Annotated in this window: 24 protein-coding genes and 1 pseudogene; 5 read left to right on the top strand and 20 right to left on the bottom strand. The window is 60.4% G+C overall.

Translation table 11 applies throughout. From position 1 onward, the window contains the following. Position 1: 1 nt before the first annotated feature. The gene (locus OHD58_RS07165) at positions 2 to 532 is read left to right on the top strand and encodes a hypothetical protein (protein WP_263802392.1); all 531 of its coding nucleotides are present in this window, start codon (positions 2 to 4) and stop codon (positions 530 to 532) included. Positions 533 to 732: 200 nt separating this feature from the next. Continuing rightward, the gene (locus OHD58_RS07160; protein WP_263802391.1) at positions 733 to 891 is read left to right on the top strand and encodes a hypothetical protein; all 159 of its coding nucleotides are present in this window, start codon (positions 733 to 735) and stop codon (positions 889 to 891) included. Positions 892 to 1,051: 160 nt separating this feature from the next. On the opposite strand, the gene OHD58_RS07155 is transcribed toward OHD58_RS07160, so the two are convergent. From OHD58_RS07155 to OHD58_RS07060, 20 genes and pseudogenes are all read right to left on the bottom strand, one after another. Beyond that, the gene (locus OHD58_RS07155; RefSeq protein WP_263802390.1) at positions 1,052 to 2,824 is read right to left on the bottom strand and encodes a hypothetical protein; all 1,773 of its coding nucleotides are present in this window, start codon (positions 2,822 to 2,824) and stop codon (positions 1,052 to 1,054) included. A 97-nt stretch (positions 2,825 to 2,921) separates the two neighbouring features. Continuing rightward, on the bottom strand, positions 2,922 to 3,143 hold the full coding sequence (locus OHD58_RS07150; protein WP_263802389.1) for a hypothetical protein: 222 nt from the start codon (positions 3,141 to 3,143) through the stop codon (positions 2,922 to 2,924). Next, positions 3,140 to 3,301 (bottom strand): hypothetical protein, encoded by a 162-nt coding sequence (locus tag OHD58_RS07145; protein ID WP_263802388.1) that lies wholly within the window; start codon positions 3,299 to 3,301, stop codon positions 3,140 to 3,142. Before OHD58_RS07145 ends, OHD58_RS07150 begins: the two co-directional genes overlap by 4 nt. Beyond that, positions 3,298 to 6,501 (bottom strand): hypothetical protein, encoded by a 3,204-nt coding sequence (locus tag OHD58_RS07140; protein WP_263802387.1) that lies wholly within the window; start codon positions 6,499 to 6,501, stop codon positions 3,298 to 3,300. Before OHD58_RS07140 ends, OHD58_RS07145 begins: the two co-directional genes overlap by 4 nt. 168 nt (positions 6,502 to 6,669) lie before the next feature. Continuing rightward, positions 6,670 to 7,221 carry a hypothetical protein gene (locus tag OHD58_RS07135; protein WP_263802386.1) on the bottom strand — a complete coding sequence of 184 codons (552 nt, stop codon included), beginning with the start codon at positions 7,219 to 7,221 and terminating at the stop codon, positions 6,670 to 6,672. Continuing rightward, positions 7,221 to 7,817, bottom strand: a complete 597-nt coding sequence (locus OHD58_RS07130; protein WP_263802385.1) for a hypothetical protein — start codon at positions 7,815 to 7,817, stop codon at positions 7,221 to 7,223. Before OHD58_RS07130 ends, OHD58_RS07135 begins: the two co-directional genes overlap by 1 nt. Further along, on the bottom strand, positions 7,814 to 8,476 hold the full coding sequence (locus tag OHD58_RS07125) for a hypothetical protein (protein WP_263802384.1): 663 nt from the start codon (positions 8,474 to 8,476) through the stop codon (positions 7,814 to 7,816). The genes OHD58_RS07130 and OHD58_RS07125 overlap by 4 nt, the downstream gene beginning before the upstream one ends. Positions 8,477 to 8,479: 3 nt before the next feature. Beyond that, on the bottom strand, positions 8,480 to 8,674 hold the full coding sequence (locus tag OHD58_RS07120) for a hypothetical protein (protein ID WP_263802383.1): 195 nt from the start codon (positions 8,672 to 8,674) through the stop codon (positions 8,480 to 8,482). Between the two features lie 2 nt (positions 8,675 to 8,676). Continuing rightward, positions 8,677 to 8,889, bottom strand: coding sequence for a hypothetical protein (locus OHD58_RS07115; protein ID WP_263802382.1), 213 nt, complete (start codon positions 8,887 to 8,889; stop codon positions 8,677 to 8,679). Continuing rightward, complete coding sequence (locus tag OHD58_RS07110) at positions 8,886 to 9,368, bottom strand: hypothetical protein (RefSeq protein ID WP_263802381.1); 483 nt, start codon at positions 9,366 to 9,368, stop codon at positions 8,886 to 8,888. Before OHD58_RS07110 ends, OHD58_RS07115 begins: the two co-directional genes overlap by 4 nt. Positions 9,369 to 9,625: 257 nt before the next feature. Further along, positions 9,626 to 9,886: a helix-turn-helix domain-containing protein gene (locus OHD58_RS07105; RefSeq protein ID WP_263802380.1), complete on the bottom strand. Its 261-nt coding sequence runs from the start codon at positions 9,884 to 9,886 to the stop codon at positions 9,626 to 9,628. 229 nt (positions 9,887 to 10,115) lie between these two features. Beyond that, on the bottom strand, positions 10,116 to 10,571 hold the full coding sequence (locus tag OHD58_RS07100) for a hypothetical protein (protein ID WP_263802379.1): 456 nt from the start codon (positions 10,569 to 10,571) through the stop codon (positions 10,116 to 10,118). Between the two features lie 180 nt (positions 10,572 to 10,751). Then, positions 10,752 to 10,952, bottom strand: a complete 201-nt coding sequence (locus OHD58_RS07095) for a hypothetical protein (protein WP_263802378.1) — start codon at positions 10,950 to 10,952, stop codon at positions 10,752 to 10,754. Continuing rightward, a complete protein-coding gene (locus tag OHD58_RS07090) occupies positions 10,949 to 11,188 on the bottom strand; it encodes a hypothetical protein (protein ID WP_263802377.1) in 240 nt (79 codons plus the stop codon). Before OHD58_RS07090 ends, OHD58_RS07095 begins: the two co-directional genes overlap by 4 nt. Then, positions 11,185 to 11,382 carry a helix-turn-helix transcriptional regulator gene (locus OHD58_RS07085; protein ID WP_263802376.1) on the bottom strand — a complete coding sequence of 66 codons (198 nt, stop codon included), beginning with the start codon at positions 11,380 to 11,382 and terminating at the stop codon, positions 11,185 to 11,187. Before OHD58_RS07085 ends, OHD58_RS07090 begins: the two co-directional genes overlap by 4 nt. 75 nt (positions 11,383 to 11,457) lie before the next feature. Further along, entirely contained in the window at positions 11,458 to 11,949 is a 492-nt protein-coding gene (locus tag OHD58_RS07080; RefSeq protein ID WP_263802375.1) for a hypothetical protein, read from the bottom strand. Next, the gene (locus OHD58_RS07075) at positions 11,942 to 13,186 is read right to left on the bottom strand and encodes a tyrosine-type recombinase/integrase (protein WP_263802374.1); all 1,245 of its coding nucleotides are present in this window, start codon (positions 13,184 to 13,186) and stop codon (positions 11,942 to 11,944) included. Before OHD58_RS07075 ends, OHD58_RS07080 begins: the two co-directional genes overlap by 8 nt. Positions 13,187 to 13,409: 223 nt before the next feature. Next, positions 13,410 to 14,366 carry a transporter gene (locus OHD58_RS07070; RefSeq protein ID WP_263802373.1) on the bottom strand — a complete coding sequence of 319 codons (957 nt, stop codon included), beginning with the start codon at positions 14,364 to 14,366 and terminating at the stop codon, positions 13,410 to 13,412. A 97-nt stretch (positions 14,367 to 14,463) separates the two neighbouring features. Beyond that, positions 14,464 to 15,270, bottom strand: a pseudogene (locus OHD58_RS07065) (transporter). A 169-nt stretch (positions 15,271 to 15,439) separates the two neighbouring features. Then, positions 15,440 to 16,837, bottom strand: a complete 1,398-nt coding sequence (locus OHD58_RS07060) for a DUF1254 domain-containing protein (RefSeq protein WP_263802372.1) — start codon at positions 16,835 to 16,837, stop codon at positions 15,440 to 15,442. 315 nt (positions 16,838 to 17,152) lie between these two features. On the opposite strand from OHD58_RS07060, the gene OHD58_RS07055 reads away from it, so the two are divergent. The 3 genes from OHD58_RS07055 (at position 17,153) to OHD58_RS07045 (ending at position 21,004) form a co-directional block, all read left to right on the top strand. After that, positions 17,153 to 17,464: a YMGG-like glycine zipper-containing protein gene (locus tag OHD58_RS07055; RefSeq protein WP_263802371.1), complete on the top strand. Its 312-nt coding sequence runs from the start codon at positions 17,153 to 17,155 to the stop codon at positions 17,462 to 17,464. 648 nt (positions 17,465 to 18,112) lie between these two features. Further along, positions 18,113 to 19,777, top strand: coding sequence for an amidohydrolase (locus OHD58_RS07050; RefSeq protein WP_263802370.1), 1,665 nt, complete (start codon positions 18,113 to 18,115; stop codon positions 19,775 to 19,777). 126 nt (positions 19,778 to 19,903) lie between these two features. Continuing rightward, entirely contained in the window at positions 19,904 to 21,004 is a 1,101-nt protein-coding gene (locus OHD58_RS07045) for an ABC transporter ATP-binding protein (RefSeq protein WP_263802369.1), read from the top strand. Position 21,005 lies beyond the last annotated feature (1 nt).

Raw genomic sequence — 21,005 nt, 5'->3', positions numbered from 1 at the left:
GGTGACCGCTTCAACTTCCCTGAAGCCAGAGACGTATTGGCATTTGACGGATCGCAGCGCATTCCTCCTGAACAATGTCCATCTTGGAAAGGGCTGGACTGCGAGCCATTCATTTACTGCGCGATTCGACGGCTTGGCTGAGATCGGGACACCCTATGCGTTTCACGCGAGCAGGGATGACAAAGAGCAACAGTGGGAGTCCGTTCGGAACGAGCGGTTCAGTCATCTGCCGAGCCGCCAGAAGGCTCTTTTCTTATTCACCTCCAAGGACGACGGAGAGCGCGCTATGGAGGAGTGGTTTCCTGGCTGCGAAAAGCTCCTGCTTGAGGCGAGAATTACCAGCGCAACCGCCGTTCACGTGGCAGACGCACGCCACTTAGAAACCACCCAGCCGCTATGGCCCGAGGCCGCACTCCTCTACTGGGAAGGAATTCTCACGCCAGATCCACGACTGGAGGTAGTGGTTGATGGACCCATCTATTTTCCTAACTGGCAACATCCTCCATTCGGCTTGTTATCTCTAGGAGAGTGATGTTCCGCCATCTCCGCCCTCAGTTCATCGCCATGTGGCTAATCTTCACCTATCTCGTCGCCTATGCGCTGCTGCGTCCGTTCGCCGGCTATCTCGGCTTTGAATGAAGGTGGCCCCTTCGGTCCCCACGACGCAGGTGTTGGCTTAACCCACGGAAGCTCGTCGCCGCTGATCTCTCGGATTGCCTTCAGAAGCGGCTCGTGGACAGCCAGCAGCAGTTTTGCATGCGGGCAGCCGGAATCGATTTGGCCAACGTACCTCATCAACGTGCGATGGATCGCGGTGGCGTCCTCAACGAACTGATCGACGAACACGATCCGTTTGGGTTGCTTGCGACGGGCCATATTCCATTCTCCTAAAAGAGAACAAAATAGGAACAGATGACTGTCGTGGTCAAGATTGGCCGCAAGATGGCAAGTTCATCCCGTCTCGCCAAGTTGGCGACACGGCGGATAGGTTCACCTTAGCTCCGCTTGCGACGGCTACTGTGATCTCAACATCCTGACCTGCGCTTTACGCTCAGCCGCGCAAGCCTTCCACGTAAACCTGCCCGGACGCGATATTCCCCGACGCGAAAAGAAGCTGGAACGCATCCCGTGCGGTAGCGTCGAGCCTTTGCCCGCCCCACGTTGATACGGCAGTTGTACCTGTGTCATTGAGCATGAAAGACCTGCCGTTGACAAAGCAGCGGGTGGCCTGATTGAAGTTGTCGATTGTGAACTCAAAGTTGATCCCCTCCTCGGCCGCGTTGCCGACTGTGGTAGGGGAAACGACAATTCGAGTCGTGCCAGCGCTGTTGATCGCCGCTGCCGTGGTCGTTACGCCCCGGACATGCTGATAACTGTAGTCGGAGGCGCCCGCATCGTAGGATGCGCCATTGTTCGTATCAGTCCTGAGATACAAATCTTGCGCGTCCGTGGCGGGGACCAGGAAGCCGGTGACGCGAAGGCGACGATAGGCGCTCAGGCCGGTGACGGATACCGATGCCGCCGCCGATGGCGTGAACGTCGCGACATGCTCCCATCGATCAACGCGCCCCCCGACCACCGTTGAAGACCGCGTCCAGTTTGTCTGCACCGTCCCGGAGAAAATCCCGCCGATGGTAACCAGCATGTCCGTCACATTGGAGGTATTGGTGATGCCGCTTGTGCCGAGCAGACCGACATTGATGTTGCCGTAGGAAACGTAATCCCCAAGCGTGATGCCGTCCGCGATGATACCAATGTTGATGTTCGTGTAGAGGGCAACGACCGTCGAAACGCCCGACAACTCAAGAATACCGGTAACGCCGCCGCCAAAAATACCGCCGCCTTCCCACGTGAGGGAAATCACACCAGCGAAGTATGCCCGTCCGAAAACGGTCATGTTGGTCAGGATGACATCGCGAATACCGACAGTGCCGGTGTTCTTTGGCGTGCCGTCGAAATAGAGCGCCCTGTTGCTGGCCCACGTTCCGCCTATGGCATTCTGATGCGTCAAGAGAAGGTCGTCGAAGTGAACATTTTGCGGCTGCGTTGAAGACGTAGCAACGACCGAAATCGCGTGGCCGCCTGTTGTCGTGTGCGCTGGCAAAATGCAGAAATTCGAGAAAACACCCTCGCCACCAAAATCGCCAGTCAACTCAATCAAACCGACCGTAGATACCTCATCATAGGCGCGGACCAGCACGGACGTTTGGCGACCGGCTCCCTTGATATCCCAAGGAAAATCCTTTGCGTCGGGCTTTGACTTAAAGAAGAAAGTCCCGCGCGGGATATAGAGGCCAGGGAAGTTTTCGGTCTTGCAAAAGTTCCGAGCCGCATTGAAATTTGCCACGCAATCGGCATAGCCCGCATAGGTGGCCGGTGGCGCAGAGGAAGACGGCGATTCCACTGCCTCGAAGTCATCCACGAAATTGACATAGTTCGGGTCTTCCGGCGCCAGCACCCAACAGCCGGCGGTGAGCGCGATTGCGTCAGCCTTGATGTAACCGCAGTCCAGCCCTTCATCGCCCGCGTGGGCCGTGGTATAGTTTCCAGAACGGAACTCATAGCGGCGATAGCCCTTGTGAGTGCCGGGGCAGACCAGAAACGCCACGATGTCTTTTGTGGTGTCGAGCGCCTTCAGGACGGTTCGCGTAGGCACGTAGGGAGCGACATCGAGCAAATCGCGAATGCTGCTCTCGATGCCAGCAATAACGTCTAGGCCGTCCTTGTTTGCAAGCTGCCTGCCGGTGATATCCCAGCCGACAAACTTGTTCGGTACATTCGGCGGCCACTGCCAGGCCGTTCCACTCTTGACACCACCGCTCATGGGTAGGCTCCTTCTAAGGGACGGGACGCCATCCGGCGTTCCATGAGGCCTTGCCTAAGGGCCGTTTTCGGCAGGCAGCCGAAGCCGCCTTATCTGGTCAAAACTGGCCCTCGCTATGGCTCAGACGGATGAACGTTCCTCGATTTCGTGTCGCCCGCATGTGCGCGGCCTCGCTCGCTTCACACACACAGGCTTCAGCGTAGCAATCATGGTGTCCCAGTTCCGGCGCCCTGCCGTGAGGCGATGGGCAGGCGAAGACTTTGAGCAACTCCGTTGTCTTGCTTTCCAGCTTTTGAAGCCGCGCCTCGTACTTGCTCATTTCGCAATTTCCCCGTTGGGCTGAAGGACGCCGTTGATGAACGTTCGAACCCAGGGCCCGAACAGATCGGTCGATGGAGTGATTGTGAAGGTGATCCGCACAGGATCGACGCCCAGCTTGGCTTCAAGCTTCCGCAACCGTTCTTCGTATTTTTTCATCTTGCTACCCTTTCCTTCAGTTCTGGAATCACCATGCCGTCGAGAAACCAGCGCCAATATGGGAGGCTGGCATAGGGAGTGAGGCGCCGAAGTGAGGCTATGTCGCCCTCGCTCAACACCCCTTCCTCGCCATTCGCGGCGCGGCGCATGTTTTCAAATCCGAGAGCCAGAAGGCCGGCAGAATCCGTTGCCGCCTCGAACGATGGGCCGAGGAACGATCCGACGCGCGAGCGCACGGCAAAGCGGCTCGCTGGCTGGCGTTTGTCACTTCCAGGCACCAACATGCCGCCTGCGAGAGAAGCCGCTGTAAAGGCCCCGGGACCGCCGATCTTTTCGAAAGCGTTGTTGACCTCAAACGCCATGGAGAAGATCCCCGAGCGATCAACACCCTCGGCAATCCATGTGCCGGGATTGTTCGAAATCTCCCGGCCCGATTCCATCTGCTTCAGCCAGTAGACAAACATGCCGACCAGCGACATGCCGACCACGCCGCTGACAAAGCGCGTTGTGTCCTCCTGCAAGCCCCGGATAAGCACCCGCTGGTTCGAGGCGATGGCAAAGCTGCGGAACTGAAGCAGTGCGCGGCCAATAGGTGTGTTGGCCATGAGAGGCACGTCACCGACGCCTTTCGTCACGATGATGGAATCCACGTCCTTGTTGATTGCCGCCCGGTAGGAGCGCCGCAGGGCAGCTATAGCCTGATCGTCCCCCCATGCCTCACTGCCGGCGATGCGAACCCCGTCCAGCGTTTCCCCATGCGCTGCAAACAGCTTGCCGATATCTTCGGCGCGGCCCTGTCCTATGCCGAGGAAACCCATATAGGCCTGTTCCTTGGCAGGCAGCGCATCGAAGCCTTTCGCTGCGGCCAGTTCCGCGTTCTTCAATATCCTGTTTTGCGTGAGCGTCGCGGCGATGCCCTTCTGGAAATCGTTCCAGTGCAGGAGCCCGGTCATCTTGGTGAAGCCGACAGCCGCATTCTCGAGAAAGCGCTCGAAAGGCGAGTGCACCGAATAGGGATCGGTGATTTCCGCCATGGTCGCGAGACGGCTTGCAAGCCAGCGCTCGGAAATGGCGCCGGCAAGCTTTGCCTCCTTCATCGACATTTTCACAGCCGACATGTTCCTGATCATCGGCTTGATCGCGCCCTCGGTATATGCGGCCAGGCCGTGAACCATGGCAGGGCGAACAGCATCAGTCAGTGACGACACAACCACACCGCCGAGAGCGCGCACATAGTTGAACGTGTTGGCAGCCCTTCCAATTCGCGCCCAGGTCGTATGCTGGATTTCAGGCCGGTAGTGGCCGCGCAGCAGATCGCGCACGCCCTCGATATCGCGAATGTCCGCCTTCTCACGCGCCAGAAGCTTGTCGGTCTTTGCCTTGTCCGTGACGCCCTTGCGAAGTTCGGCGTAGTCCTCCCGGATCGCACCTATGGCGCTTTTCATGTCCGGCGAGCCGAAGCGGGCTGTAAGCTCGACATCAGCCGCCATTACCCGCGCATAGCGGCGCCCGATCAGCTCCGCATCGCTTTCCAGATACCGTTCAATCAGGTGGTCAGGAATGTTGAACGTGCGTTCCTTGAGCGGCCCGCGCTTCGAAACCACGATATTCGCCGGCACGTCGCCATCGTGGACGCGGCCCGTCACCTTGTCGAAAATGTCGGCAACAATCTCATCGAGATATGCGTCTCGGTCGGCATCGGACACGAAGTCCAGCGGCCCGCGCTGCTTCATGTCCTTCATCGACACATCCAGGCGGGCCATCTTTTCCCTGTCCAGATCATCGAGAACCCGGTTGACCGTGGCGGCAATATCCTTGAGCGATTCAGAGGTGGCGAACTTCGGCCCGTTGATATCGACGCCAGCCCGATCCATCGCTGCAATTACGCGGTCGAAGTCATCGGCAGCCCGAGCGGCCTCCTCGTCACCTATGCGCACAACCCTTTGACCGCGAACATCGCTGTCCAGTGCATCGAGAAAATCGCGGATCGTCGGACGTTCAGAGGCAGCACCAGGCCGAAGCCCAGCCCTGACGGTCGCAGCCCCGTTGAAGAAACCTTCCTCCCAGGCGCGCTGGACGATGTTATCCAGACCTTCGCCGCCCTTCTGGTTCGCACGGCTCTTGAGCGATTTGCGCAGCAGGCCGGGAACCGAGCGGGCATCCGAGAACACAGCCGCGATTTCGCCGTTCGGGTCGTAGATGCCGCCCTTCTGGCGCTTGAGCCATTGTGACAGGCTTTCCGGCTGTTGAGGCTGCTCACCAGACTTCACGCGTCGCACGAAGGAAACAATATCCTCCTCGCTCATCTCGTCCGGCAGTATCTCCCCGTCCTGCTCGCGGGCACGTCGCGCCTCGTTCCGGCGCTCGATACCAAGCCCGAGTTCGTTCTTCTCCCGCTGGAGGTTCATCAGGCGGCTGTCAGCCTTACGCACCATCCCGGCAATCTCCTTGTCGAGAGAGCCCGAGAGCCATTGCCGCACGGTCTTTTTGAAATCTGCTTCGTTCGCTTCGATGGCGGGCCGGTTATAGAGCCGGGAAAGGTAGCTATCCGCCGTCGAGACATGCACGTCATGCGGTAGCATGCCCTCCTGGATCGCCCGCTGTTTCAGCGGCTCGATGACCTTGGAGCGCCACGCTTTCGCGGCCTCAGACACGCCGGGAATGTCGCTGACATCGTTGCGGCGCATTGCCTTGCCGACTTCCTCACGGAATGCTTTCTCGGAAATGACCGTCCCGCCCTTACGGGCCTTCATGAAGGCGTCCCGCTGGATTTCCATCGCCTGGACTACGCCACCGCGCGCAAACTCATGGACGGCGGTTTCCGCCGCCGTATCGCCCGCACCGCGCATGTTCTTGCGGAGGTAGACCGGAGCATCCATCATCTGCGAAGCAATGCCCCTGACAGCCAGAGACGGGCTTTGGAGCGTACGCAGTAGCGGGTTCAGTTGTGCGGTAGCAGCGGCCACCTTGGAAGCGGCGCCGCCGGCTATCGTCAGATCGTCCAGCGTGTCCTTGGCAGCCGCAGCAGCGCCGACGCTTTGGCGAGCCAGCAGTTGCAGATCGTTGTGCAGCACATCGGTGGCGGCATCGAACTCAACACGTCCAGCATCCTGCATCAGCGCCGACAGGCGCCGTGTTTCCGATATGTCGAGAAGCTTTGCAGCCCCGCCGCCAAGGAATCCACCAAGGACGATACTCATCGGCCAGCCTCCCGAATCCTCACAGGGTCGAGAACGCTCTCCCATCGCAGCGCATAGGCAACCAGATCATCGCGCGCAGCGAGCTTCTGAAGCGTGTCCTGCTCATCTGCCGAGCGCTCAGCAGCATGAAAGCGAATGTACCTGCTGTCGCGGTTCACCTTGGGACGATCAAACGGCATCCGCTGCCTCCCACGGGCGCCATTCCGGATTGATAGGATGGATCGCATCCCCAACCAGGCCGGCGTCAATGAATTGCTCCAGTGAATCGATGAACCCCAGGCCAACACCATCGACAGCGACAATCCTGTGAAGGGCTGCAATTTGCGGTATGGGAACGAACATGACCGCTGGAGGGTTGGTCTGTGCCAGCAGAACGCCGGCCTCCCGCTCGCCATCTCGAATTTCAGCGTTCCCCACATAGCCGAGGAAAATCTTGGCCATCGTGAAATCGCTGCCCTTGAGAACGAGGTGACAAAGCCCGAACGGTTCTAGGGGAGCATCAAGCCGCGCATCGGCCATTGCGCCGTCTGCGAACCCCGTCAGACATCCACCGACAACCCGGCAAAGATATGCGTTCTGGCGCGGGTTCTCAGGCCGTACAGGCCTCGTGCCGATTGCAGCAACCAACGCATCAGCGCCACCCGGATAATGCGTCAGCGTGTCGCCAACTGGCGCCAGGTCGCCCGCATTGTTGCCGAGGTAGACGATGGGGATATCCATCACTCGCCACGCCCCATCATGAGCTTGTTTAAGGGCGGGATTAGATCGGCAATCCCGAGCTTGGTGCCACTCGCTTCGCTGATGAGCAGGCGCCGGGCGTTCAGGTAGTCCCGAATGCTGCGATCCCCATGGTTCTTGAAGTTCGCAAACACTTGGGAAACCCAACGGCGGCCCTTCAGCGTGCCGAGGAGGTTTCGATCCATGTTCAGGGGCCGGTGCGCCTCGATGTAGCTGTCACACGCCGAGCCAAGGTCAGTAAGCGCGCGATTGAACGCCTCCCAAGCCTCATCGGCTGCCTGGGCACGGTCCACGATTGCCTTGTGTTCATCACGCGCCGATTGCAGGAGCCGCTTCAGTTCGGCCTGCTTGGCCTTCTCCTCTCGATCCAGAGCCACGCGGGCAGCCCTTGCATTGGCAGCTTCCAGCGCCTCAATAGCCTGCCGCTCTTCCTCGACCTTGGCCCGAGCCTTGGCGAGCTTCGTTTTCAGCGTAGCGGGTGCACTTCCTGATTTCAGAGCCTCCCCGAGTTCTTCGGAGATAGCCGAATATTCAGCTTCAGCAGCGGCCAACGCCGCCTGTAGATCGGTGTTGGTCATTGCACTGTCCTTTTGAAGTAGCCGCGTTTCTCGGCGGCTTTGGCTAAGCTGTCGATAACCCTGGCGTGGTTGATGAGTCCGCTGCCTTCCAGGAAGTCCTGCAAGCCAGGAGTTTCGCTCACGACACGCATGACCGCAGTCCCGAGAGCGGGAGCATCCGGCCCGTATTTCCTGCGCAGATCACGTTCTGTCTGTTCGCCCATGCGGGCAACCTGATCTGGCGACCATGAAAGGGATTCTGCGTAGACGCTCGCTAGCGCAGCTCCTTCGGCTGGAGACACTTGACCCGACAGAAGCCATTCGCGGGAATAGGCCTCTAGCTGGGCATCTTCCTGCACTTCGATACCGACAGGCAGCCTGTCCTGAAGCTTGCTGAAATCGTAGTCGCTCGGCTTCTGTGCCGGCTCGGCCAGCCGCGCCAGATCATCACCCGGTTGATTGCCGCCGACGACATCAGCAGGCGTCACTGCCGGGGTTTCTGGAGTGGCAGACTTTGCCACACCAGCGCCGGGAGCAGGTTCACCGTCGCCGAATTTGCGCTCGAACAGGGCGGTGAGCTGAGCAGCCCGCACCTTATGCTCATGGTGTGCCCGCGACGATAGAGCCTCGTCATGCTGGTTGCGGAAGTCTGCAATCTCAACGTCGATGTTGTTGTCCACGTGTCAGTCTCCCCGACACACTTCGAGCAGGAGACGGGTCAGCACACGCGCATAGTGGTGATCCTCGACCTTCTCACCGCGACCGAGAATGTCAAAGACATCCGCAACAGCCTTTTTGCATTCGCTGATACGAGACGCTCGGTCTGCCGAAACAGTGTTGACAGCAAAAGCTAGGTCCGCGAGTTCATTGATGTTCATGTTTACTTTCCTTTCGCTTCCAAATCCTGCAAGCGCCGCTCAACGTCCGAGTCCATCATGCCCAAACGGATCGAAGTGAGGGCATCGACAAGACGCTTGCCTTCCAGCGTATCGAGAGAGCCACGGCGCATTTCGCGATAGACGCGTTTCATCTCATCGATGACGCCCCCCACATCGTGCATTTTGCCAATTCTGACTTTGCTTTTGTCGGTCAAGCGCTTAGCTCCTTCGAACCATGCGCCGGAACGCCATCACGCAGCCGTTTGTATGCAGGAACCCAGGAGGCGACCGCAGCGACTTTGCCGTTCAGCCTTGCCATCAGCACATCACGCCAATCGGTATCGAACGGGGAAGAATCCATGTCGATTTCAACTGATGCTCTAATGCTCCAGACGCGGCGCTCGAAATCGCTCATCTTGGCGCGCAGCGCATCCACGGCTGCATCGAGAGCGGCCCCGCAGGCCACCAGATCGGCCAGGCTGTGATGCAAGGCGCCATGACGTGCCCGTGCTGCCTGTAGAGCCTTCTGACGGGCGACAAACGCCTCATTCGCATCGAGGCCAGTTGCCATCAGGGCGCGGAACAGATTGTCCATCGCCGTTTGGCTGAGAGGATTGCCGGCAGCCTTGGCGCGCTCATTGGCGCTCACCAGCCTGCCGGCTTCCCTGTCGAGATTGATTGCTGCTTCGTTCATGGAAACAGCCTATGCGGCCCGCGCGATGCATAGAATCCCGCTCCACGAATTTCCACGAAGTTCCACATTTCAGGCCAGCGCGACGATCATATCCGGCGCTATGCTGAATTGATCCAGCAGGCGGAGGTGGAGGATGCCGAGACAGCTAAAGTGTCGCAAACTGCGCCACTTTCTCCCAAGCCCAAGACGGGACGCGGCAACAATTGTTACGCAAAAAAGCGGAACAAAGACCCAAAAGCAAGGGCGGCAGTAACATTTCAGGCCGCAACCCGATGGAGGTATCCGGCGACAATCTCGCTGGATCGGTCGCCATCACGGAAGGCTTCAAGAGCGTCCCAATCCTCTGCGACAACCATTCGCAACGCCGGCAGGGAGACTTGCCAGCGATTGCCGCTCCAGGCATTTGCCCGATACTGGCGGCCTATACCGTAGCGCCTGCTCCAGCGATAAACGGTTTCATCCGAGACACCTGCATAAGCCGTCGCATCTTGAACGCTGATGATGTCTCCGAAGGGCATGGGAACGACTGGAACCTCAGTCATGGGCGCTGACCTCTCTGGTTAGCTTCCCTTCCAAAGCCCAAGGACGGTGACGCATCGAGAACGTTTCGCGATTTGCGGAGTGCCGGTAAAAAATCTCCTTTTCGGTAAAAGGTCCAAGTTACAGTCTCGTCTCCGTCTCGTGTAAACGTCTCCGTCTCACTCTCGGTATGTCGAGACCGTCTCGACACTGTGTCGACACTGTCCATTAACGCCTCCCCCCGGTCATCATTGAAGCCAAGCGGGGGGACGCCAACGTTTCTACCGTGCTTGAGATCATGACAGGCTGTAATTCTGCCTCAGCCCGCTCGCGAACAGGGTCGCTCTCCAACTCCGATATGAGCCGCACGATTGCCTTTTGGTGGCTGGCGTTCATCGGTCGATTGTGGCCGAACCATCCAGGAACGAAGTACTCATCAGTAGTGGGGTCGAAGGCGAGCAAGCCGCCTTCAACTAGATGGCTGCGCGCCACGTTGAGCCTATCGGTGGTCCAGCCCATATCGGTTGCCCCGTAGGCATCAGGCATCCGAAAGCAGCCAGCAGAGGTCTGGTGCGAACAGGTGAGTAGAAACATAAGCAGGTAACGTGCGTCATCGCTCGGCAGGTTCATGAACCGCTTTGAACGCCAGACCTTAGGGCTGATCTTCGAGAAATCCCGGCTCATAGCGCGCCGCCGATCTGCGCCATGCGGCACACTTCACGGGCGACCGGCAACGAAAGCCGGAAGCGACGGGCCACCAAGACCGTTGCGTATTCTGTTGCGGTAGGGTAATTTCTGGTTGTCACACCCGATGAAAGTTCCCTTCCGCCGTTCCCGATGCCAGTCGGGGCGGCGGTTCGCTTTTCAGGACGTTGCATCGCCGCGCCCTCCGTAGAGATCGAGCCGGTTTGCTTCCGCCAGCGCCATGCAGGCTTCCAAGGGCGTCAGGTTGAACCGCTTGCGGATAGTGGGGATAAGCGGGCGCCCGCACTCATTGCGGTGTTCCGCGTACCAGCGAGCGGCGATAGACACCGCCTCCGTGGTTTCGTGGCAGAGGCCGGTCATTTGCACAGCCCCTTTGCCCTTGCGGTTTCGGTCGCCTTGATAACGGCGTTTTCGAAGCCCCGGAGCTTTGCAGCCCGAATCTGCAAGGCGGTAGAGGCATATGCGAAATCGCCCCCTCGCTTGCGCCAATGTTCAATTCGGAAAACATCGAGGCCTTCGTGTTCCGTCACGTAAAGCCGGTATTCTTCGTAGGCATTGCGGTCCACAGCCGCGATGAAGTTGGGAGAGCCGGTCATGCCGCCACCCCGTCACGCTCAGCAATGCGAGCCTTCTGCCAGTCAAGAATTTCGGCAGCCGACCAGCGCACCGACTTCGCCCCCAGAGGGACAGGCTTTGGGAATTTACCTTCTGCGATGAGGGCGTAGAGCGAGGAGTGCTTAAGCCCGACCGCTTTTTCGACCTCCTCCCGCCTCAAAAATATGTCTGTCATTTCGCTTCCTTCCGTTGTTGTCCAATCGGACAAGCGGAAGATGAGCGAGAGCAGAGGGTAACTGGACGGGGGTCGCTACTCTTTCTTTGTCGCCAATGGCGCGAGACGGGCGATCAGCTTTTTCACCGGTTGGGCTCTGAACTCTAACCGCCAGTGCACGTAGGTTTCGAACTCCTGTGCGGATATCTTCCGCGACAGCAAGTTTTTCCGATAGTTGAGGAGCTTTTGCGTGTCCTGATTGAACCTGGATGCCACGTAGCGCGCAGCCTCGCCAAGAGCCATACCTTCCTCTTTCGCCAGAGTCACAAGCGCAGCGACCAACGGCATATGTTGCTGTTCAAATATCGGACGGGATGAGGTGCCCGATTCGAACGCAGCTTTCTCAAGAATTGGGTTGGTGCGCCCTTCGCTTATATCGGCAAGCGCAGCCTGAAGCTCCAGCAGCGGTAATCGCGCTTTCATATCAATACCCGCAGCCAGCAGAAAACTATTGACGACATCAAGCGCCACAGCGGGCGATGGCGCGGCCAAGAGCGCCTTTTCCAGTTCCTCCATCAAATCAGCCATTTCCAGTTCCCCGGATCGGAACAGGCGAGCCTTCGCCAACTTGGCGAACCCTGTCGCAATAGTCCGCCCAATCCTGCATGAGCCGGCGCCGCTTCTCCATCATGTCGCCCCGCCGATACGCAGCTTCGGTTTTGTCACTGACCGTGTGCGCCAATGCCATTTCGAGCATTTCATTCGGATAGGCTGTCTGCTCCGCGCCCCAGTCGCGGAAGGTCGAGCGGAAGCCATGAACCGTCAGGTCGGCGCGCTCCATCCGGCGCAAGGTCATCAGCATCGCCATGTTCGACAGCGGCTTGCCCGCCTTCTCTCCGATGAACACGAAGTGCGAATCCTTTTCCCTTGGTAGAGCCCGCAGGAGAGCCACAGCGCGCTTAGAAAGCGGGACCCGGTGTTCCTTGCCCGCCTTCATCCGCGCCCCTGGAATGACCCACAGCGCCCCGTCTAGGTCTATTTCTGACCATTCCGCCCCGACAATCTCCCCGGTGCGCGTGGCGGTCAGGATTGCGAACTCCAAAGCCTTTGCGCCGAGGCCATCCATCGCTCGCAAAACAGCCATGAATTGCCCAATTTCGGCATATGGCAAAGCCGCATGATGCTTCACCTTGGCAACCTTGCCGCGAGCCGGTAGCAGGCTGTCGAGATGCCCGCGCCACCGTGCTGGATTTTCACCCTTCCGCAATCCCCGAGCCGCAGCCCAATCAAGCACTTTCTCGATGCGGCCCCGGACACGGGACGCCGTTTCCGGCTTGGTTGTCCAAATCGGCTCCAGAGCCTTCAACACCAGCGCTACATCAACCGCACCGATCCCAAGGTGACCGAACACCGGGTAAACGTATGTCTCCAGCGTGGCTGTCCACTGGTCCGCGTGTTTCAGGTTCTTCCAGCCCGCTCGATGAGATTTGATGTACTTCCCGGCAGCGTCCTTGAAGGTCATGATGCCGGCAGCTTCCGCAAGCTTGACTAGACGTTCCTGTTGCCGCTGTTCAATCGGGTCAACCGCATCCAATAGAGTGCGTCGACAGTCTGTGGCCTTCTCTCTCGCCATTGCTAGCGTGACGGTGTTGACCGAACCGAGGCCCATCTTGCGAGCCGTACCGTTGAGCATGAAACGGAAAAGCCACGACTTGGAACCTCCCTTGGCAACCTGGAGGTAAAGCCCGAGTCCATCAGCGTATAGCCCCGGCTTAGCGAGCTTATCGACCTTCAACGCCGACAGTTTGTTGATTGTGCGAACCAAACGAGAACTTTCAACGGCCAAATTTACGTACAAATATACGCCGGATTTAGCCGGAAGGGAATGGACGGAAGCGGAATAATTAGGTAGGATTTACCGGCACTCGTAAGGGAGTTATGGACGGAAGCGGAAAACTGCGGATTAGGCGGAGGCGGACGCTCTCTCCGCCAGATAACTTTTCAACCCTTTCGGGCCGCGATAAGCCCTCGCTCCGCCGCTCTTCTATTCAGAATTTCCCGGTAATGTCGAAGAAAATCGCGTCGCCTTTCATGCGATTTTCGACCTCGACCTCGTGCGACCATTTGAGACCGAAGTCGACCTCGGTCTTCTCGCCGAACTTTGCCTTGTACTTGACGAACGGGCCGACCGCGATGGAGCGGCCCTTGAATCCGTCACGAGCGTCGGCGAACACGCTATCGTCGTCCTCGATCTGGTAAAGAAATCCCGCCATCGCGCCGATGGCGAAGTTCTCGGTCACGCTCTTGGTCACGGCGAGGTCGAGATGCGCCATGGCGCCACTGTAGTAATCCGTGGTCGGATTGCGCGTATTGATGTCGACGCCGAGCTTGGCCGAGAGGTCTAGACCATGCTCGGGAATGAGGCGCGTGAAGCCTATGGCCGGAGTAAACGTCCAGTAGTTCAGGCCGATGAAGGCGATTTCGCCTTCCTCCCATTCCCCGGTTGGCGCAGTCACCGTCAAGGATGTCGAGACCCACGTGTTCATGGCGTCGTTGTGCCAGCCGAGCACAACAGGCGCGAACGCGATGTCGCCCAGTCCGGCGACTTCCTCCCTCGTCCCGAGCGGGCCGACTGTTGCCTCGGCTCCGGTCCAGCCCAGCGGGACAGCGGCTTGAACGGCGTAGGTCCAGTTCCCCGGCAGATCCAGCTTGGGCACGTACACGCCTGCCAGAACCGTCGCCCATATGTCACCCGTCAGGCCAACGGCGATTGAGTTGTTGCCGAACGGCACCTCGCCGCTTGCTTCGCCATGATAATAGACGTTCGAAATCGCCCAGTACGCGCCCGGCATAGGAGGCACGATGCCCGCGCCCGGTCCGGCGAAGGCCCCCGGTATGTAGCGTCCGGCAACCGCTTCGGTGGCCCCCGCCTCCTGCGCCCAGAACAAGGCCACAATCGCCGGGAATGCCGTTCCCAAAAGGCGCGCGATCGTTCTTAAGTTCATTTCCCTCTCCCCTCCAGGAGTTCACGAGAGACAGGCCGAGTTCGGCATCGAAGTCAATGGCCGGGCGTGCCGCTCACCTTCCTTTTTTGTCGAGACGCTACTTCTCCGGAAACAGGAAGGTCAGCGTGGTGCGGATGCCCCACTCGGGCCCGCCCTCCGGCGCCTCGACGAAATATTTGCCGCCGAGCTGAAAGCTCATGGCTTGATCGCCGATCTTGAAGACCTGCGAGACGCCGAGATTGATCGGCACCGTCCATTGTTCGGCGACCCAGTCGTAGCTCGCCTCCGTATTGAGGCTGATGGTCGTGCCGTGGCCGAGCCCATAGGAGACGAACGGCTGCAGGAATGTCGAATTGACCTCCTGGCGGCCGTCGTCTCCCGCTACGGACCAGATGTGATTGGCAAGCGCGCCGACGCCCCATGGGCCGGTCTGCTTGAGCACGACGGCGGTTGGTCCCATGCCGAACTTGCCGGCGCCGAGGAAGTCGTCGGTGGCGGTTGGAATGAGGAACACCGGCCCGGCGCCCCAGATGATGCCGCTCGGCCCCGGATGCTTTGGCGAGAAGAACAGGCTCTGGGTGATGTCGCCAAGGCCGAACGTGTTGCCATTAGGCGGCGGCAGATAGTCGCGATAGGCGATCGGCAGGATGGTGCGCGAGATGACGTTCCAGTCGTCGTTGATCGAGATCGGAACGACCGGCTGGATGTTCATGGTATAGGCGAAGCCGTCGCCGCCGGCGCCGCCGCCGAAGTCGAAATTGCTCTGCTACGGCACGCTGATCATGGCGGCGACCGGGTTGGACAGCCTCTTCGCCAGCTCGTCGGCATCCTGTGCCACGGCACCCGCGGTTCCGGCCAGCATGCCAACCGGCAAGGCCAGTATTCTCGCCGCCGCCATCAGCATTCCCAGTTGCCGTTTTTTTCTCATCCGACGGCCGCCTGCAAGATCGGGAAATTGGTTCATCGTGCAAATCCCTCCGGTTGGCTCTCGCCGGCGAACCCGGCTGGCCCATACACCTTTATCGGCCAGCGGGCGCCTTTCAGCCTGTTGCAAGGCACCTGCCGCCATCAAGTCATTGCCGCGTCACCGCCGGCGGTGCCCAGTTGCCTTCGAGGAACTCCTCGCGCGGCGAATAGAGGCGCATGAGGAGCGTGAACGGCGCTTTGGCGACCGGAAGCCAGTTGGGCTCCTTCTCCTTCCCTGGGGAATCGGCCTGGATGTAGAGATCGACCGAACCGTCGGCATTGGCGACGAGCTTGTCGCGGTCGCCGATTGCCTGGCGTTTCAGCACGTTCGGGATCATGTAGCCTTCCGCGTCATAAGCGGTCACCGACCAGAACGCGTCGACCGGCGGTAGCTTGCCCTTGTCGAAATGCAGCACGTAGTTGCCGTTGCCATCCAGCGGCTGGCCTTCGCTGTCGCTCGACAGTGCCGGATAAACAGCATCCTGCGGCAGGTTCTCGCCAACGCAGCATTGGGCGATCGCCGCGCGGTAGAGGTAGTCCACGCCGTAAGCGCCGCTGCGGGTAGTGTAGACCCAGCCCTTGCCCCCTATGCCGGCAGCCTTGTTGCCTTCGGCTGCCACCAGCGCCTTGCCGTCGCCATAGGCGCGCTCGAAGGCTTGCCGGATGGCTTCAGGGGCGGCCGCCAGGTCGAAGCTCTCGCCAACCTTGAAACCAACCCGCTCGAGGCGGTGGGTCATGGGATAGTCGACCTGATTTGGCGGATTGTCCTTCACGAGCTCGGCGAAGCGGCCGAAAAAGGTCGCCGCGTCCATCTTGTCGACGATTTCCGGCGGCGGGGTCCTCATGTCGACGCTGGGGTCAACTTGGCCCTTGGCAGGCACGTAGTCACCCTTGCCCCAAGCCGAAAGCGGGGTCAGCTTGTAGCCGTCCTGGACTTTGTGGACGTTTTCGTAGTCGGTCGCGCCGTTTGTCTGGGTGCGGCCGATGATCCACACATAGCGGGTCGGGCTTTTGATCACCTCAAGTCGCGCGGGCACGTCGCCGCTCCATTGCGGCCCCGCGACGAGGAAATCCCGCGCCATGTTCTTGCCGGTCGTGCGCGTCCCTGGCACGGCAAACACGTCCGTCCACAGGCTGAGCATAGGCAGCATGAAATAGCGGTCGGTCGCCGGCACGGTCAGCACCACTGGCTCCGCCTTCAGGTCGAGCGTGGCGGCCGAGTAGAGCGTGTCGACATTCTCGCGGATGACGATCTTGTCGTCGGGATTCGGGAAGGCCCGGGCGTGATTGAACTGGTTGGGCGGGCCGAAAGCGTCGCCTTCTTTCGGCTCGGCGAAATTCGACAGCTTCTGCAAGGTGGTGTGTGTCAGCATCAGCGGGTAGGCGTAGACGTACGCCTCCTTGGCGATCTCGTAGGCCTCCTCGTCGGAGACATCCTGGGCGGATGCGGCTCCCGCCAGCAATAGAAATGCAAGCGGAACCAATTTAAGAGCGGCCCTGATCATTCTGGATATCCTTTGCCGTTCCAAGATCACTATGGCTCCGTTCATACCATTTTCTACTGCACCGGGTGACCGCGGGCGGCACCCAGATCTGGCCGGTGTTCGGCGGCTTCGCAGGCAACATCCCCGAAGCGACAAAAATAGTTCTTTGGGGGCTAATACTATGCAATTTGTGCCACGTTGGCGCGCTCCTCGAACGGCCCCGTCACACCAGCGGGTCGGCCCTGCCCGCAACAAAGCGTAACAAATCGTGGGCTGTGGAACCTATTGCCCAGTGGCGCGTAATTGAGCAACGTGAACGTTCAACGGAGAGGGAATATGAAACGTCACACCATGACTATCGCCGCAACCCTGATGGCGCTTGCCGGTTGCGCGACGAGCGAACAGGAGCAGCGTGCCGGCACCGGCGCGCTCATCGGTGCCGGCGCAGGCGCGCTGGCGGGCCAGGCAATCGGCAGGGATACCAGGAGCACCGTCGTTGGTGCCGGCGCAGGCGCGCTTCTCGGCGCGGTGGTCGGAACAGCGACAACGCCGCAGCGTCGCGGCGAAGAGATGTGCCGTTATCGCGGCTCCGACGGCAGGGTCTATGTCGCACGCTGCGACGACCGCTACTACGACGGCAATTACTGACGAAACTGGCTGCCCGTCCGGCCTGCGACAATTGTGCACAACGAACGCGCACCTTTGACGATTGCCGAATCGATAGGCAGTTCCTAGATTGAGTGTGCGATCTACCTCCTCCCAGATCGCACAACATATAGCCCGCCGAACCTCCTCCCTCGGCGGGCTTTTTCTTTTCAACGTCCGGCATGCCTGCCAGCCAGTCGCCATCAGCGTTTGGCGCGGGCCAATCGTATTCGCGGATTGCCCGATGCCCGGTCAGCCCCGGACAAGCGGATCGAGCGTGCTGCCGAAGTTGCGGGGGCCGGTGCAGGCGCCAGCGTCCTGTGCCAACTGCGAACATGGCCCGTAATATGTAGGCGGCCCTGACTGGCAACCAGCCACCAGAGCGAGTGTGAAAAGGGATGTGACAACAAGATATTTGCGCATCGAAATTCCCTCAAATGCAGAACTTTCCATCACAATCCTTGATTACCATACAGTCCGTGGCTCTTCCATCCTGCCCGCCGAAAGTAGAACGGCGCCGGCAGGAGGGCGTTACAACGGAATTCTGCTGTGCCAAGTTCGGTCGAGACTGCTGGGCCAAGCGACGGAGGCTTGCTGGCCCTGCGAACCCTCGTCTAGCCTGATGGCAACAAACCGATCCACAGGCACAGCATGACCTCACCCGCGGACCTGATTGTCACCAATGCGCGCGTTCTTACCATGGACGCCGAGCGGCCCAGCGCCGAAGCGGTCGCGGTCAAGGATGGGCTGATCGTCGCGGTCGGCGGTGCCGGCGAGGTCGCCGAATGGCAAGGGGCGGGTACGAGGGTCATCGACGCCGCTGGCGGGTCCGTGCTGCCAGGTTTCATCGAAGCGCATATGCACCTGTTTCCGGGAGCCGCCGAACTCGTCCACCTGCAACTCTCCGGCGTGGCGGGCTTCGAAGCCTTGCGCGACGCGATCCGCGGCTATGCCGCCGCGCACCCGGACGCGGCCATGCTGGTCGGACAAGGCGTGGATTACACGGTTCTGGGCAGCCAGCGCGTGACCCGCCATCATCTCGATGCGATCCTGCCCGACCGCGCCTTCTGCATGGCGGCGCCCGACCATCACACGATGTGGGCGAATACCCGGGCACTGGAGATGGCCGGCGTCCTGCACGGCAGGAAACTCGGCCCCGGCAACGAGATCGTCATGGGCGCCGACGGGTTGGCGGAAGGCGAATTGCGCGAGGGCGAGGCATTCGGCCCGGTGCTCGACCTCGCCGGCGAGAGCCGGGTGCGGCTGGGCTTGGCGACCGGCGAAGAGCCGGATCCCATGCCGACGCCGGCTGAGCGGGCGGCGGATCGCGACATCATGCGGCGCGGCCTTGCATGGTGCGCCAGGCACGGCGTCACCTCGATCCAGAACATGGACGGAAATCTCTATCAGCTCGAGTTGCTGTCGGAGATCGAGGCGGAGGGCGGCCTTTCCTGCCGCGTGCAGGTGCCCTTCCACTATCGCAACCACATGACGCTCGACATGCTGGAGAAGGCTTCGGCCATGGCCCGGCGCTATGACAGCGAATGGCTTTCGTCGGGCATCGTCAAGGTATTCTACGACGGCGTGCTCGATTCGTGGACGGCGGTGATGATCGAGCCTTATGCCGATCGGCCGGACTGGGTCGGCGAGCCGCTTTTCACGCCGCAAGAGTTCATCGATCTCGCGGTGGCGATCGACAGGCGCGGACTGCAAATCGCGGTGCACTCGATCGGCGACGGCGCGGTCCGCGCCGTACTCGACGGCTACGCGGCGGCGCAGACGGCCAACGGCAGGCGCGACAGCCGTCACCGGGTCGAGCATATCGAGGTCATTGCCGAGGCGGACGTGCCGCGCTTCGCCGAACTCGGCGTCATCGCCTCGATGCAGCCGCCGCATCCGCCAGGCGCCATGGACTTTCCGCTGGAGCCGACCGTTTCGCGCATCGGCGCCAAGCGCTGGCCGCTGAGTTATGCCTGGCGGACGCTGAAGGACGCCGGCGCGCATGTCGTCTTCGCATCCGACTGGCCGGTGTCGCCGATCGATCCTATCCTGGGCATTCGGGCGGCAATGCTGCGCAAGCCTTGGGCAGAAGGCGATGCGGACCAGAGCTTTTCGCTGCACGAAGCGCTCGCCGCATACACGGTCGAAGGCGCCTACGCCGAATTCGCCGAAGACCGCAAAGGCCGGCTGAAACCCGGTTATCTGGCGGATCTGGTGGTGCTTTCCGGCGATATCGAGGCGACGGCGGCCGAAGCGCTGCACACGCTTCACCCCGTCACCACGATCTGCGGCGGCAAGATAAGCTACGAGGCGTGACGATGGCATGCGGCTTGCTTTCTGAATCACGGTTCAGTCGGCTTGCCAAGCCGCGCGGCATGTGGTGACAATTGCCGAAAAACAAACCCGCCACGGGGACGGCGGCCAAAATCGTGGGGCGTATGCGTGCCGGATCTGCCGGATAAGAATGCGATCGAGGTTCATGGCGTCCGCAAGGTCTTCGGGACCGGAGAAACGCAAGTCGCGGCGCTGGACACCGTTTCGGTCTCTATCCGCGAGAACGAGTTCTTCACGCTTCTCGGCCCCTCCGGGTGCGGAAAAACCACGCTTCTCAGGCTGATCGCCGGCTTCGATTTTCCAACCGAAGGCGAAATCCTGCTTTACGGCGACGACATTGCGCCGCTGCCGCCGTTCAAGCGGCCGGTGAACACGGTGTTCCAGTCCTACGCGCTATTTCCGCACATGACCGTGGCGCAGAATATCGGCTTCGGGCTCGAGATGCTGGGTAAGCCGAAAGCCGAAATCGACGCCCGCGTCACCGCGATGCTGAAGCTGGTCAAGATGGAGCAGCTTGCCAGGCGGCGCACCAGCCAGATCTCCGGCGGCCAGCAGCAGCGTGTCGCGCTGGCGCGGGCGCTGGCGCCGCAGCCGAAAGTGCTGCTGCTCGACGAGCCGCTTTCGGCGCTCGACTACAAACTGCGCAAGGAGATGCAGATCGAGCTGAAGCGCCTGCAGCACGAGACGGGCATCACCTTCATCTTCGTCACCCACGACCAGGAGGAGGCGCTCGCCATGTCGGATCGCATAGCGGTGATGTCGACGGGCAAGATCCTGCAGGTCGGTTCGCCCTGGGACATCTATGACCGGCCGGCCGAGCGCTTCGTCGCCGACTTCATCGGCGAGACGAACTTCATGGACGCCGAGGTGATTTCAGTCGCCGGCGACCGCGCCACGGTAAAGCTATTGTCGGGCACCGACATCTCGGCAACCTTTCCTGCCGGCACCACGCCAGACGGCAAGGTCACCATAGTGGTCAGGCCGGAACACGCGCGGGTGGTCGCGGCCAGCACAAAGTCCGCGCTTTCCGGCGTCATCGAGAACATCGTCTACCTCGGCACCGACACGCATTTTCACGTCAAGCTCGCCGACGGCTCGCCGTTCATCGTGCGCCAGCAGAACAGCAGAAGCGGGCCGTGCGGCTTCGACAAGGGCGAGAGCGTCGGCGTCGATATCGCCAGCGACGTCGCGCAGATCCTGAAGGACTGAA

Source organism: Mesorhizobium sp. ZC-5 (assembly GCF_025753855.1).
Taxonomy (GTDB): Bacteria; Pseudomonadota; Alphaproteobacteria; order Rhizobiales; family Rhizobiaceae; genus Neomesorhizobium.
This window is presented reverse-complemented; position numbering and strand designations above follow the sequence as displayed.

What these genes read in the sequence shown, in the direction of transcription:
- OHD58_RS07155 (WP_263802390.1), bottom strand. Translation starts at nt 2,824, where the DNA reads ATGAGCGGTGGTGTCAAGAGTGGAACGGCCTGGCAGTGGCCGCCGAAT.
- OHD58_RS07150 (WP_263802389.1), bottom strand. Translation starts at nt 3,143, where the DNA reads ATGAGCAAGTACGAGGCGCGGCTTCAAAAGCTGGAAAGCAAGACAACG.
- OHD58_RS07145 (WP_263802388.1), bottom strand. Translation starts at nt 3,301, where the DNA reads ATGAAAAAATACGAAGAACGGTTGCGGAAGCTTGAAGCCAAGCTGGGC.
- OHD58_RS07140 (WP_263802387.1), bottom strand. Translation starts at nt 6,501, where the DNA reads ATGAGTATCGTCCTTGGTGGATTCCTTGGCGGCGGGGCTGCAAAGCTT.
- OHD58_RS07135 (WP_263802386.1), bottom strand. Translation starts at nt 7,221, where the DNA reads ATGGATATCCCCATCGTCTACCTCGGCAACAATGCGGGCGACCTGGCG.
- OHD58_RS07130 (WP_263802385.1), bottom strand. Translation starts at nt 7,817, where the DNA reads ATGACCAACACCGATCTACAGGCGGCGTTGGCCGCTGCTGAAGCTGAA.
- OHD58_RS07120 (WP_263802383.1), bottom strand. Translation starts at nt 8,674, where the DNA reads ATGAACATCAATGAACTCGCGGACCTAGCTTTTGCTGTCAACACTGTT.
- OHD58_RS07110 (WP_263802381.1), bottom strand. Translation starts at nt 9,368, where the DNA reads ATGAACGAAGCAGCAATCAATCTCGACAGGGAAGCCGGCAGGCTGGTG.
- OHD58_RS07105 (WP_263802380.1), bottom strand. Translation starts at nt 9,886, where the DNA reads ATGCCCTTCGGAGACATCATCAGCGTTCAAGATGCGACGGCTTATGCA.
- OHD58_RS07100 (WP_263802379.1), bottom strand. Translation starts at nt 10,571, where the DNA reads ATGAGCCGGGATTTCTCGAAGATCAGCCCTAAGGTCTGGCGTTCAAAG.
- OHD58_RS07095 (WP_263802378.1), bottom strand. Translation starts at nt 10,952, where the DNA reads ATGACCGGCCTCTGCCACGAAACCACGGAGGCGGTGTCTATCGCCGCT.
- OHD58_RS07090 (WP_263802377.1), bottom strand. Translation starts at nt 11,188, where the DNA reads ATGACCGGCTCTCCCAACTTCATCGCGGCTGTGGACCGCAATGCCTAC.
- OHD58_RS07085 (WP_263802376.1), bottom strand. Translation starts at nt 11,382, where the DNA reads ATGACAGACATATTTTTGAGGCGGGAGGAGGTCGAAAAAGCGGTCGGG.
- OHD58_RS07080 (WP_263802375.1), bottom strand. Translation starts at nt 11,949, where the DNA reads ATGGCTGATTTGATGGAGGAACTGGAAAAGGCGCTCTTGGCCGCGCCA.
- OHD58_RS07070 (WP_263802373.1), bottom strand. Translation starts at nt 14,366, where the DNA reads ATGAACTTAAGAACGATCGCGCGCCTTTTGGGAACGGCATTCCCGGCG.
- OHD58_RS07060 (WP_263802372.1), bottom strand. Translation starts at nt 16,837, where the DNA reads ATGATCAGGGCCGCTCTTAAATTGGTTCCGCTTGCATTTCTATTGCTG.
- OHD58_RS07055 (WP_263802371.1), top strand. Translation starts at nt 17,153, where the DNA reads ATGAAACGTCACACCATGACTATCGCCGCAACCCTGATGGCGCTTGCC.
- OHD58_RS07050 (WP_263802370.1), top strand. Translation starts at nt 18,113, where the DNA reads ATGACCTCACCCGCGGACCTGATTGTCACCAATGCGCGCGTTCTTACC.